At 40.8% G+C, this 13,618-nt stretch carries 11 protein-coding genes; 1 reads left to right on the forward strand and 10 read right to left on the reverse strand.

All coding sequences use genetic code 11. The annotated features are described in order from the left end of the window. Window positions 1-709: 709 nt before the first annotated feature. Both NNJ73_RS02235 and ispG read right to left on the reverse strand, forming a co-directional pair. Entirely contained in the window at window positions 710-1,876 is a 1,167-nt protein-coding gene (locus NNJ73_RS02235) for an MFS transporter (protein WP_254492525.1), read from the reverse strand. An 822-nt stretch (window positions 1,877-2,698) separates the two neighbouring features. Next, entirely contained in the window at window positions 2,699-3,940 is a 1,242-nt protein-coding gene (gene ispG / locus NNJ73_RS02240; protein WP_254492526.1) for a flavodoxin-dependent (E)-4-hydroxy-3-methylbut-2-enyl-diphosphate synthase, read from the reverse strand. 934 nt (window positions 3,941-4,874) lie between these two features. On the opposite strand from ispG, the gene NNJ73_RS02245 reads away from it, so the two are divergent. Further along, complete coding sequence (locus NNJ73_RS02245) at window positions 4,875-5,162, forward strand: hypothetical protein (protein ID WP_254492527.1); 288 nt, start codon at window positions 4,875-4,877, stop codon at window positions 5,160-5,162. Here NNJ73_RS02245 and NNJ73_RS02250 read toward each other — a convergent pair. The 8 genes from NNJ73_RS02250 to atpH form a co-directional block, all read right to left on the reverse strand. Beyond that, the gene (locus tag NNJ73_RS02250) at window positions 5,159-5,386 is read right to left on the reverse strand and encodes a hypothetical protein (RefSeq protein WP_254492528.1); all 228 of its coding nucleotides are present in this window, start codon (window positions 5,384-5,386) and stop codon (window positions 5,159-5,161) included. The genes NNJ73_RS02245 and NNJ73_RS02250 overlap by 4 nt on opposite strands. Window positions 5,387-5,608: 222 nt before the next feature. Then, window positions 5,609-6,613 carry an HlyD family secretion protein gene (locus NNJ73_RS02255; protein ID WP_254475038.1) on the reverse strand — a complete coding sequence of 335 codons (1,005 nt, stop codon included), beginning with the start codon at window positions 6,611-6,613 and terminating at the stop codon, window positions 5,609-5,611. Between the two features lie 24 nt (window positions 6,614-6,637). Further along, the gene (locus NNJ73_RS02260; RefSeq protein ID WP_254492529.1) at window positions 6,638-8,269 is read right to left on the reverse strand and encodes an MFS transporter; all 1,632 of its coding nucleotides are present in this window, start codon (window positions 8,267-8,269) and stop codon (window positions 6,638-6,640) included. Between the two features lie 34 nt (window positions 8,270-8,303). Next, window positions 8,304-8,720 (reverse strand): ATP synthase F1 subunit epsilon, encoded by a 417-nt coding sequence (gene atpC / locus NNJ73_RS02265; protein WP_254492530.1) that lies wholly within the window; start codon window positions 8,718-8,720, stop codon window positions 8,304-8,306. Window positions 8,721-8,845: 125 nt separating this feature from the next. Further along, window positions 8,846-10,453 carry a F0F1 ATP synthase subunit beta gene (gene atpD, locus NNJ73_RS02270; protein WP_254492531.1) on the reverse strand — a complete coding sequence of 536 codons (1,608 nt, stop codon included), beginning with the start codon at window positions 10,451-10,453 and terminating at the stop codon, window positions 8,846-8,848. A gap of 19 nt (window positions 10,454-10,472) precedes the next feature. Next, window positions 10,473-11,411, reverse strand: a complete 939-nt coding sequence (locus tag NNJ73_RS02275; RefSeq protein WP_254492532.1) for a F0F1 ATP synthase subunit gamma — start codon at window positions 11,409-11,411, stop codon at window positions 10,473-10,475. Window positions 11,412-11,431: 20 nt separating this feature from the next. Next, window positions 11,432-12,967 carry a F0F1 ATP synthase subunit alpha gene (gene atpA / locus NNJ73_RS02280; RefSeq protein ID WP_254475045.1) on the reverse strand — a complete coding sequence of 512 codons (1,536 nt, stop codon included), beginning with the start codon at window positions 12,965-12,967 and terminating at the stop codon, window positions 11,432-11,434. Continuing rightward, window positions 12,967-13,551, reverse strand: a complete 585-nt coding sequence (gene atpH / locus NNJ73_RS02285; protein ID WP_254492533.1) for an ATP synthase F1 subunit delta — start codon at window positions 13,549-13,551, stop codon at window positions 12,967-12,969. The genes atpA and atpH overlap by 1 nt, the downstream gene beginning before the upstream one ends. Between the last annotated feature and the right edge of the window lie 67 nt (window positions 13,552-13,618).

Raw genomic sequence — 13,618 nt, forward strand, 5'->3', positions numbered from 1 at the left:
AAATATATCAATATGTGCCGTTTTATTGTTTATTTATATCAAATTGTATATAACAATATTGTCGCACTTGATTTTATTCCCTCTCAAAGAGAGATATTATGCAAAATCCCAGTAAATAGTTTTTTTATTCTCTGGATAAGAATATTTTATGACAAGACAATAGAGCGCCTCCACAACCAAAGATAAGATATTGAAAATAAAAGAGGAAGTTATCTCACCACATATTTAAAGGGAAGAGAATCCACTCACGATACCAACGATAAAATCGATCATCAGGACATCGAGCTGGACAAGCGATGAATTTCCTACCACCCAATGAGCACGATTGAATGAGATATTGCCGGCAAAGAACAAAGTGAAAATAAGAAAATGTTGTGTACCATCCCATTGACTGAATGTATACCACCACCATTCCTATCATAAGAGCATCCAACACTATCATTTTCTTTGCTCTTTTTTAATCATGGCTAATAACTCTTGGCTCAGTGTTTATCGGAAGCAACTTCTTTTTTAATTGATTTTACACTACACCTGCTTGTGGCGCGCAAAAGAATAGTTTTGATTGATTGAACAAACATCGATTTGCAATAAGAAGAATGAACAATATTCGGCTTTCTCATTCAACATGCAAAACAATGATGGTCTCAATCAAAGACTTGATCTGCTATTCCCCCATGAAACACACACGTGTAATAATAAGTTACTCTTCTCATTGAACTTTTTTGCGCGTTCCTTCTAAAAAAAATACGGACAACAAGTAAATCAATAAATAAAGAGCAAAAATATAAACGAGTGAGAAAAAGCCAAACCTATTGACCATAGATGCACTCATATAAAAAAACACCAAGAGGCTCAGTCTTCCAACGGTTGACAAGAAAGACTCATATGTCGCCCTGAAATGATCACTCATACAATCATGCAGAATAACTTCCACACGAAGATAGGTATACTTAATGAGATAAAAAATCATACAGACTAAAATGACAGCAATTTCTTTTCTTGGCTCAAAGAAAGTCACTGTAAAAATCAGACAAACAGAAAGAAACAACAATAAAACAAAATTTATCTTCTCGCTGAGTTTTGTAAAGAGAAAACTCGCCAAGAGCTGAGAGAGCAATATCAGTGAAAATGTCACCCCAAGATCAAAATAAGTGACATGAATATGATGATCTTTAAAGATCCACTGCCAATATTGCGAAAAGATATTGAAAAAAATCAATGAAAAATAAAAGCATAAAGAGATATAAGGAATTTTAACAAAAATAGAAACCATCTCTTTAGCTTCACAAGCAAGAAAATTTGCCTGAAGAGAATTTCTGTGACGAGGTCTTTTCTCTCCTTTGAAGTCATCAAGAAAAAACAAACCAAAGAATGCTGTCATCAACATTAAAAATGCCGCGATATACCATATAGATTGGCTCGAATAATCAGCAAAATAAGCACCAATCAAACTAAAGATAAACATGCCAATATAATTATATTGAGAACTTAATCCCAACACTTTTTTAGTCGATGTCACTTTTGCTTTTGCATATTGAACAAGTAAAGCATTATAAGCCCCCGCAATCAATGTCAGCGACACTGCATTAAAAGATTCTGCCACAAGAAAACCGTAAAAGCTTGTCGAAACGCCCATAAGAAAGAGCCATGTAGCAGCAAAAGTCGCCGCTAAAACGATTGATATTTTATAACTTTTTCGATCGGCAAAATACCCCAGAGGAATATCAGTCACCATCATAATAAAAGCCTGAAATGACTTAATGATCCCGATATCAATAAGCGTTAAGCCTTTTTCAAGCATATAAAAGACAATAAAGGCGCCTGTTAAAATTCTTATACCATTAAATAAAAAGCCAAAGGCTAATATACTTGTCATTCATTCCCCCAATAGCGCCAAAAAAGGCATCCAGATACATCATTTTATAGAAAAATAAAGCTCACATTTTATTACAAATAGGACAATAACCGCTATAATGATCTTCAGTTTTATCAATTTTATATCCAGAAAAATGCCTGAAAATATCGAAAGAATGCCCCCTAAATACCGAAAGAAAGAATGAATGCATCATGTTCTTTCTATAATTTTGCTTTTGTCAAAGTCTATTATTCCACGAACGCAAGAACCGCCAACGAGCCAACATCCACATTGTCGAATCTATCAAAGTTTTCATATCGTTTTGCTGAAGAGTCTTAACAAACTCAAACGCATCGATATCAGTCATAGGCTTCTAAAATGCATAACAGCTGGTTTTATTTGAAATAATAAATGATCCAAGATCTTTACGGTAGCCAAAGCAACCTATAAAATAAACAATACATTGATTTATAATCATCATTTATTGTTTTGCATGTCGAATGAGAATTCTGAATATTGTAAAATTCTTTCGCCCACTCATAGTGCATCAATTCAAATCACTTAACTGCCCCTATTACAAACGGAGATAGCATGTGAGTAAAAACTAAAATATCTCTTATGTAGAGTCTCAGATATTAGAACTGTATGGGAAGCAAGCGTAAGCATATGCAGCTGGTTGTTCTTTTATTAAACTTAAAAGATGAAGGGATGCTCTATAAGTTTTATATCCTTCACGAGAACTTTACCATTATAGCATTTCTATAAACCCCATCGTGAAGTGGAAACCTTAAGAGATACCTTTTAAAACAACTTATCCTCTTTATTTCAACCTTGTACAATTATTCAACCTTGTCCAAAGCGTTTATGAATATAATCACTCAAAAGCCCTTCGAATTCTTCAGCAATGTGATCACCCCGCAAAGTTTTTACCTTTTGTCCTTCAATAAAAACGGGGGCGGCTGGACTTTCCCCCACGCCAGGCAATGAAATTCCAATATCCGCATGTTTTGATTCCCCCGGTCCATTAACGATACATCCCATCACAGCAACCTTCAAGCTTTCAACTCCAGGGTATTTTTCACGCCAAACAGGCATATTTTTGTGTAAATCTGTTTCAATTTTTTGCGCCAATTGCTGAAAGACCGTTGAAGTTGTACGCCCACATCCAGGGCAAGCTGCAACCACGGGGAGAAATTGCCGAAACCCCATCACTTGCAAAAGTTCTTGCCCCACTTTTACTTCTCGTGTTCGATCCCCACCCGGTTCCGGCGTTAAAGAAATCCGTATTGTATCGCCAATCCCTTGCTGTAATAAAACGCCCAAAGCCACCGAAGAAGCCACAACCCCCTTCGTTCCCATCCCTGCTTCCGTTAATCCCAAATGAAGAGCATAATCACAACGCTCTGCCAAGGCAATATAAACAGCAATAAGATCTTGAACATCACTCACTTTAGCAGAAAGAATAATTTTATCACGCCCCAATCCAAGCTCTTCCGCAAAAGAAGCCGAAAGCAAAGCCGACTGAACAATCGTTTCTCGCATGACTTCAGCAACCGATAAAGGGTTTTCTTGTCTCGCATTTTCATTCATAAGCTGTGTTAACAACGCATTATCAAGAGAGCCCCAATTCACACCAATACGAATAGGTTTATGATAACGACAAGCAATCTCAATAATTTCTGCAAATTGACGATCTTTTTTCGCACCAAAACCAACATTTCCAGGATTGATACGATATTTGGCAAGCGCCTCAGCGCATGCCGGATGCTCTGATAAAAGCTTATGGCCAATATAATGAAAATCCCCAACCAATGGGACAAAAAATCCTAATTTTTCCAATCGTTCCCGTATTTTTGGGACAGCTGCTGCCGCTTCATCACGATCAACCGTAATGCGAACCAATTGTGAGCCTGCTTGCCAAAGAGCAGCCACTTGAGCAACGGTTGCATCAACATCAGCGGTATCTGTATTGGTCATTGACTGTACAACTATCGGGCTTTTTCCCCCAACCATCACATCACCAACAGCAACACCAACAGAGCGGCGACGCTCAAGAGGTTTCGATAAAAAATAGGTTGTACTCATCAAGTCCTCAAATTTTTAAAACCTGCACGATCAATCATCATTGACATTGACTTCCTCCGCGCTTCAAAGGACGAAAACGATACCACCCATCAATCTTAACAGATTGCTTAAAGTTCCATCTGTTAATCCCTAATGCAATTTAAGCCCATAAGCGAGGTCCATTTTATAGATGCCTCAGATAAATCCTACCACGCCTGCTCACATTCATAGTTTTACACTTGGTTACTTCAAAAAGAAACTGAAATCAGACACGGACAACACCACATTTTTAAGTGGCATCCTATACCTTACATCCACATCATCGAAAAACAATATTTACAACACAACAGATAACGCTTATCACAGCACAATTTTTTAAAATGCACGAAAGGTACCACCTAATTAAGACAACATATTGATTTATAATAATCTCTTTTTTATAAATTTGAATAAAAAAACTTAAACATGGTCAGCTTCTCTCATTTCAAATCTGTTCATCATCAATCAAAGCCATGTCCCTTACACACTTTAAAAGCGCCCATGCAGATAAAACTAAAAAAGTAAAAATGCTTGAAGAACTGTCTTCAAAAGCGATCGCAACACTCTGAAACAAGTACAAGAAAATGAAGCGCCCAATTTGATCCCTTTATGAAATAATGATGGAAATGCGCGATAAGCTTGATACCCCTCACGAGGGATTATTCTTTGCAGGAGATTTTATCTTATATCCTTCACAAACCGCCATCATAAAATGAACGCAAGCTCGTTAAGAAACGCCTCATTAAACCCAAACGCTTAAATTTTCACCTCACGCCCGAGCCACATAATCCCCCCAAACAATATCCCCCCAAGCCGCATAATCAATGCAACCTTTCAAATTTTAAGCCGTTATAGCAAAACCCCAAACACAATTCCAACTATCATGCAACAATTTAACACATGAAGGAGTCAACAGATGTGTCTATTTTCAACCAACGCCAAAAATGCTAAAATTAAAAAACGTATTGCACAATTAAAAAGAGAACTTGTCCCCGTAAATCGCTGGAGTTCTCAAAATGATAGCTTTGAAAACATTTCTGAGCTGTTCGACACATGGAAACAAAAAGGCCGTCACGCGCTTTACCACCTCAACGAACAGGCAACAGAATTAAAGAAAAAAGCAAAAGAAAATCCTAAAAAAACCCTCGCATTAGCTGCAGGATTAGTTTTAGCAAGCGTCTTACTCATACGCAAAAATTACTAACACCAACAATTTCCCCCTTTTAATGCCTGATTCAAAACGGGCATTTTTTTATCGTTGATAAAGCATAATACTTTACGCCCCCTAACTTTATGCCCCCAAAGGATAAATTTTTCACCCCACAGTCTATCATCCAGCTTTTTATCTTCCATGCCATACAACCCACACCACCATACCAAAAAGAACAGTATGATAAGAGACGACAAGCCAACTTTTATGTATTCCATCTACCCTCGTTCCCCCTCGACTGAGTTATTTTAAAAGAAATGGAAGGGATTAAAGAGGCATGCGCCTTAATGTTCTTTAGAGCATTATTTTACATCATAACCAATAAGAGTTTTAAAAGCTTTAAGAGGTAGAGCATCACAAACCAAACGAAATCTTCTAAAGTAAACACCCACTTGCTGTAAGAAAATGGTATAAAAATTAAATTGAAAAAACCCAAAATTTTACCCTCCAGAATCAACCCTCTGCGAAGTATCCACATACGTCACCACAGACATCCCAGGAATGAGCTTTTCGATTCCTTCCTGACCAGGATCTAAAGCAATTCGTACTGAAATACGTTGCGCAATTTTAATAAAATTACCAATTGTCGTATCCGTTTTTAACAATGAAAACTCTGAACCTGTCGCTGGAGCAAAACGAACCACACGCCCTGTTAACTTTTTGTTGTTCAATGCATCAACAGAAAAAACAACCGGTTGTCCCACACGCATCTGAGAAAGTTGCGTTTCTTTATAATTAGCAATAATCCAAATATCATCAGAAATGACGGAGACCAATTGCGTCCCCGGCATAACATATTGTCCTACCCTAGCGCCAACCAATCCAATATATCCTGTTCGCGGCGATAAAATCTTTGTATGATCGAGATTGAGTTTTGCCAACTCAACGCCCACCTTTGCGCCCGCAACTTCTGACTGTAAACTTTGCCGTTCAAGATTTAATTGTTTTTGCAATTGCCGTTTTGTTTCCAATGCCGCCAAAAGTTGTGAAAGAGGACGAGAAACAGCACTTGCCGCATCACCAAAGCCTAACTTTTTATCAGGAACAACATTGGAGAATGCTCGTGAACGGGCCAATTCGACTTCTGCTGTATTAATTTCACCCTGTAAAAGCTGTGCTTGCAATTCAATACTGGCCAATTTTGCATTTTTTGAATCGAGAACAGCCTGTGCTCGTGCAAGCTGCTGACGAAAAAGAGAATCATCAAGCTCAAAAAGCAGCATTCCCTTTTCAACGCGTTGATAATCTTGCACATAAATCCGTGCGATCACCCCAGAGATCTGTGAACTCACCAAAGTAACATCGCCTTTAATGGAAGCATTATCCGTTATTTGAATATTGCTCACAAAAGGAGGAAGTCTCCAAGCCCACAAAATCAGTAAAACCCCCGTAATACCTGACAGGAATGCAACAATTGTAGCCTTTGACCGTAATGCTTTTATCATTTTTTGCACCCCTCTTCTATGACATCACTCTTTTTCTAATGCACGCACAGAGCATGACTTAACAATCATTGTGACAAGAAAAATAACGAATACAACCATTGAAATATAAAAATAAAGCCGAAAAACGTCATCATAAGCAAAAATATTTGCTGTTAACTTAAATTTTTCTATTAATAGAGAAGTCCCCTGATCTTTTCCCAAGCCATGAGCGACAGACGTACCATAAAAAGGTGAAAATAAAGTATTCATCTCACCAGAAATAAGCGGATCAGTCACAACAATATTTTGTGTTAAGGACTCAAAGTTTTTATGGGCAAAATAAAACTGCAGGCTGCCAAAAAAAGCCGACCCCATCAATCCCCCCGTTACTTGTGTGAGCAAAAAAACAGCAATAAAACTCAAAACATAACGCGGTCCTCGCTCACCAGCGATCGCAAACCCTTTAAAAAGCGCAGGAGGCAAAAAAAGCGCATAACTAAAACTCACCAATCCTTGGCTCAACATCATATCTTGCGGACGCGTTAAATGATTTACACGGCTATCTAAATAAGCGCCAAGAGCCAAGCAACCCAAAGATAACAAATAAAAATAATCCTCACGCCCTGCTCGTAAAAAAAACACACAAACAGCCCCCCCTAACAGAGTCCCCAATGTCACTGCAAGATACATGGGTGCCATCTCGCGATTAAGCAAACCAAAAAGATTAAAAAAACCGAAGGGCAAATTGGATCGCTCCAACAAGAAAACATGAAAAATCAATAAAATAAAAACAGATTGAATCATTTCTTTACTGAAAATCCAACGCAGATCAATCAATGGTTTTTCTCTATTAAGCTCAATCATAATAGCAACAGCCAAAGAGAAAATAGCCAGTGCAAGCCCCCAACCAATCCATGGCGCTTCATACCACCAATACAAGATGCCAACAGACATAATCACGGCATTAAGACCAAGACCAAGAGCAATCAAACCATAGCTTATCCAATCCAACTTTTGAATAACCTTACTCCGGACAACAGGGGTCAGAGGTAAAGTATAGATACAGACCAAACTGATGAGAACCAACCCCATTTCCAGAGCAGAAAGACTGGAAAATCCATCATTTTCCAGCAAATCAGGAGAAATCAAATGGGATAAAGGTGCTGCTAAAGCCGCATTCATATAATTCAAACTAAGAGCAACAGTAAACTTTTTTGCTGGTGCAAAAGCCTCCATCATATAAAGCAACGCAAGCGAAGCCAAAGGCGCAGCAGCAATCCCAGCAAAAAAGCGAATAATCAGCGCAGAACGCAAATCGGTCACAAAGAGCTGCAACGCGCAAACCAAAACGAAACCAAGGATCGATAGTTCAGCAAAAGCACGCAATCCAAATTGATAGCGGATTTTGATCAACATAATCGCCACACTGACATTTGGTGCCATATAGGCTGCAACCAACCATGTTGTTTCGGCCAAAGTTGCGTGAAAATCCCCGGTCAGATGAACAATATTAGACTGAACAATATTGGCTCCCAAGCCATAAGCCCATTGCAAAATAAGAGAAGCAAAAATATAAACAAAACATTTCGGCAGAGGTCCCGCAAAAACACGACCAGGACGAGGAAAAGGCTTTCCGCCCCTTTTGGCAGACACAACCGTACCTTTTTTCCCGCTCATGTCACCTTTTCCTAATATATCCTGATATATCCTGCTACGCTTCTATCAACACAGAACCATCCGCTGACAATTGTTTGAAAAAAGCCTCGATTTTAGGATTGTCCGCATCACTCGTTCCCCCCTCTAATGTTGCTTGAATCTGCAAAATCTTCTGTTCTAAGACATCAAAAGAAAGATGCTCCACAGCCACAACATGCTCGACCAATAAAGAGCAACCCGAAAAGGTAATATTTGCAACACCTCCGCAAACAGCAAAAAGCTTTTCTCCCGCAGAGGTGCGAACACGAACACCCCCCAACACAATGCTTGCCACCAATGGTGCATGATGTGCCATCACAGTCAAAGCCCCTGAAGCTGAAGGAAGAACAACAGACACGACCTGCTCTGAAAACACAATTTTTTCAGGCGATACAAGCTCAAACAAAAAATGCTCTTCTCTATTGTTTTCCACAAAAGTCTCCACAATACCCAGAAGGGCTCTCCGCCCTCTTTAACAACTTACCTTTTTCAACAACTTGCCCTTATTTAACGACAAATATTCACGACAGATTTCTCCTCAAGTAAGAAGCTTCTAATTCAAGAAGCCTCTGCCATGAGACGTTTTCCTTTTTCAAGAGCTTCATCAATCGAACCCACCATATAAAAAGCAGCTTCCGGCAAATCATCATAATCGCCTGCACAAAGACCTTTAAAGCCTTTGATTGTGTCTTCCAAAGGAACGAGTTTCCCTGGCGAACCCGTAAAGGCTTCCGCCACATGAAAAGGTTGCGAAAGGAAACGTTCAATTTTACGCGCCCGTCCCACCAACAGTTTGTCATCTTCAGAAAGCTCATCCATCCCAAGAATAGCAATAATATCCTGAAGGGCTCTATAACGTTGTAAAATGGTTTGCACTTGACAAGCAACCGTATAATGCTCTTCCCCTACAATCAATGGATCCAACATACGCGAGAAAGAATCAAGCGGATCCACGGCTGGATAAATTCCCTTTTCCGCGATAGAGCGCGAAAGAACGGTTGTTGCATCCAAATGGGCAAAAGACGTTGCCGGCGCTGGATCTGTCAAGTCATCAGCTGGAACATAAATCGCCTGAACGGAAGTAATAGAGCCTGTTTTTGTACTGGTAATACGTTCTTGCAAAGCGCCCATATCCGTTGCCAAAGTAGGCTGATACCCCACAGCAGAGGGAATACGTCCTAAAAGAGCAGACACCTCAGCCCCTGCTTGTGTAAACCGGAAAATATTATCCACAAAGAAGAGGACATCTTGTCCTTCATCACGGAAGCTTTCTGCAATGGTCAATCCTGAAAGAGCCACACGCGCACGTGCTCCTGGTGGTTCATTCATTTGCCCATAAACAAGCGCACATTTTGATCCTTCTGTTGAACCATTATTTTCTTTTGGATTCACATTCACGCGGCTTTCGATCATTTCGTAATAAAGATCATTTCCCTCACGTGTCCGTTCTCCCACACCAGCAAACACGGAATAACCACCATGTGCCTTTGCAATATTGTTGATAAGCTCCATAATGAGAACGGTTTTCCCAACACCAGCCCCACCAAACAAGCCAATTTTCCCCCCTTTCGAATAAGGGGCTAACAAATCCACGACCTTAATACCCGTAACAAGAATCTCTGAAACGGTCGATTGTTCAACATATTCAGGTGCTTCTTGGTGAATAGAACGTGTTTTAGTTGAAGGGATTGGACCCACATTATCCACCGGCTCTCCAATCACATTCATAATACGTCCCAAGGTCGCTTCTCCTACAGGAACGCTAATCTGTGCTCCTGTATCCACGACCTTTTGTCCTCGCATCAGACCATCGGTCGTATCCATCGCAATCGTACGCACAGTATTTTCACCCAAATGCTGTGCAACTTCTAACACCAAGCGATTGCCTAAATTCTCTGTTTCCAACGCATTGAGAATATTTGGTAATGCCCCTTCAAATTGCACATCAACGACAGCACCAATAACCTGCTTGATCTCACCAACAGCGCCTTTTGCACGCTGTTCTTTTTTCACCGGTGCATCTTTAGCGGCGCGATGTGCAGGCGCAGATGAAGCCTTTACCTCCACTTGAGATTTCGAAGCGTCTTTTTTCACACCGGAACGAGCAGCTGGTTTCTTTTTTTCACCTTTTTCTGCTCCTTTGCTTGAGGTTACTGCTTTTGCCATCAATCCTTACCTTTTCCATTTAAAGCGCTTCAGCGCCCGCAATAATTTCGATCAATTCTGTGGTAATTTGTGCCTGACGTTGACGATTATAAGCCACCGTCAATTTATTTATCATTTCACCCGCATTACGCGACGCATTATCCATAGCTGTCATCTTTGCGCCCATTTCACCAGCAACATTTTCCAGTAAAGCCCGAAAGATTTGCACTGAAAGATTGCGGGGTACCAGCGCCTCTAAAAGAGAAGCAGCATCAGGTTCATACTCATAAACAACCGCCTCATGAACAATTGCCTCAGACACAATCCCTTGTGAACCTTTAAGCTCTGTTTGCTCCCCAACATCTATTGCTTCAACAGCTGCTTTGGGAGCCCCCATTGGGATCAAGCCAAAAGCTGTTGGGCGTTGATTAATCACAGAAACAAATTCAGAATAAAACAACGTACAGACATCGAAAGCGCCTTCATTGAACAAATCAACAATGCGTTGACTAATCATCATCGCCTCTGCAAAACCAATTCGCTTTACAGCATGTAAATCAATGTGATCAATCATCAAACTTTTGTAATCACGCGATAAGATATCCGCACCTTTTTTGCCCACAGTGATAATTTTCACAATTTTACCAGCGGCCAACAGCGCTTTAATTTGCTCACGAGCACGACGAGCGATTTGCACATTAAAAGCACCACATAAACCGCGCTCAGCCGTACACACCACCAAGAGATGGACATCATCGCGCCCCGTCCCACGCATAAGAGCCGGTGCATCAACACCATCCACATCCCCAGCAACACTGGTTAAAATATCAGCCATCCTCTTCGCATAAGGACGTGCCGATTGCGCCGCCTCTTGCGCACGATGCAACCGCGCTGCTGCAACCATCTGCATAGCTTTGGTAATTTTCTGTGTTGCTTTAACCGAAGCGATACGGTCTCTAAGATCCTTTAGTGAGGCCATTCAAGCATTCCATCAATTCATCACGAAAAATTTTTCGCATAGGTGTTAAGAACAGTTATCAACTTATCTTTTAGCTCATCTGTTATCTGCTTTTGCTCAGCAATTGCTTTTAAGAGATCTTGATAATCACTCCGCAAAAGCACCAAAAGCCCTTGCTCAAACCGCGCAACATCAGAAACTGCTAGAGAATCAAGATAGCCATTCACCCCTGCGAAAATAACCACCACTTGTTCTTCTGTTTTGAGTGGAGAAAATTGTGGCTGTTTTAAGAGCTCTGTCAAGCGAGCTCCCCGATTTAAAAGGCGCTGGGTTGATGCATCCAAATCAGAACCAAACTGCGCAAAAGCGGCCATTTCACGATATTGCGCCAATTCCCCTTTAATCGATCCAGCAACCTGTTTCATTGCCTTAATTTGTGCTGCCGAACCAACACGCGATACAGAAAGACCAACATTCACAGCAGGACGGATACCCTGATAGAACAAATTGGTTTCCAAGAAAATTTGCCCATCAGTAATGGAAATCACATTTGTTGGAATATAAGCCGAAACGTCATTTGCTTGCGTTTCAATGACCGGCAAAGCTGTCAATGATCCAGATCCATTTTCCGCATTCAATTTTGCCGCCCGTTCTAAAAGACGTGAATGAAGATAGAAAACATCTCCCGGATAAGCTTCACGCCCCGGTGGACGACGCAGCAAAAGAGACATTTGTCGATAAGCCACTGCTTGTTTTGACAAGTCATCGTAACCGATCAAAGCATGTTGCCCATTATCACGGAAATATTCGCCCATCGCGCATCCCGCAAGAGGTGCAATAAATTGCAAGGGCGCAGGATCAGAAGCAGTTGCCGCAACAATAATAGAATATTCCAGTGCTCCACGTTCTTCTAAAACTTTAACGAATTGTGCCACCGTCGAACGTTTTTGACCGATAGCCACATAAATACAATAAACTTTGTCCTGCTCTCGTCCAGCTCCTTTTTCATGAAAAGGTTTTTGGTTTAAAAAGGTATCGAGCAAAATCGCTGTTTTTCCTGTTTGGCGATCACCAATCACCAATTCACGCTGTCCCCGTCCGATGGGGATGAGCGCATCAATAGCTTTTAATCCGGTTGACATAGGCTCATGCACAGACTGACGCGGAATAATCCCTGGTGCCTTAACATCAACACGACGACGCTCTGTTTCCTTAATAGGTCCTTTACCATCGATAGGATTTCCAAGAGCATCAACCACACGACCAAGCAAAGCGGGACCCACAGGGACATCCACAATAGCGCCCAACCGCTTGACACAATCCCCTTCACGAATCTCGCGATCTGAGCCAAAAATGACCACACCGACATTGTCAACTTCCAAATTGAGCGCCATCCCACGCACACCATTTGGAAAAGCAACCATTTCCCCAGCTTGAACATTATCCAAACCATAAACGCGAGCGATACCATCTCCCACAGAGAGAACCCAACCAATTTCTGAAACCTCAGCCTTTTGGTCAAAGTTTTTGATTTGCTCTTTTAGAATTTTTGAAATTTCAGATGGTCTAATATCCATCAGCTGACCTCTTTTTTCAATGCAAGCTTAAGCGAAGACAATTTTGTGAGAAGAGACGTATCAATTTGAGACGCCCCGACACGAACGATTAATCCACCAAGAATTGTTGGATCCACAATGATGTGAAGCAAAACTTTTCCCCCAACGACACCTTCCAAAGCCTCACACAACTCTTGTTTTTGTTGAGAACTCAACGGGTGTGCAGAAACAATTTGCGCAGTAACTTGCCTACGAACGCGTGCGACATGACGCTGAAAAGCCTTTAAAATACCAAATACGGCACTAAGCCTACGGTTTGCAGCAATAACACGTAAAAAATTACCAACAATCTGTCCTGCGTCTTTATCAGCAAATTTGATGTTTTCACAAACAGATTGTATCACCTTAATTTGCTCTTTGACTGAAAAGAATGGACTGAGCACAAAGTGTTTTAAATCCTCATTTTGCTCTAAGACAAGCAAAAAATCCTCCACTGCCTTTTCAACTTTTTCAACGTTTCCTGCTTCTTGAACGCAATTAAAAAGCGCTTGCGCATAGCGTTGATCTACCAACGGCAGCGGTATGAGAGAAAATGAATCCGACACGAAATACCGCCTCTTTCCCTTGAGCGATTCTCTGATATTTATCAGATGATAATGAAACAGACATTCT

Source organism: Bartonella sp. B1099 (genome assembly GCF_944801835.1).
GTDB lineage: Bacteria > Pseudomonadota > Alphaproteobacteria > Rhizobiales > Rhizobiaceae > Bartonella.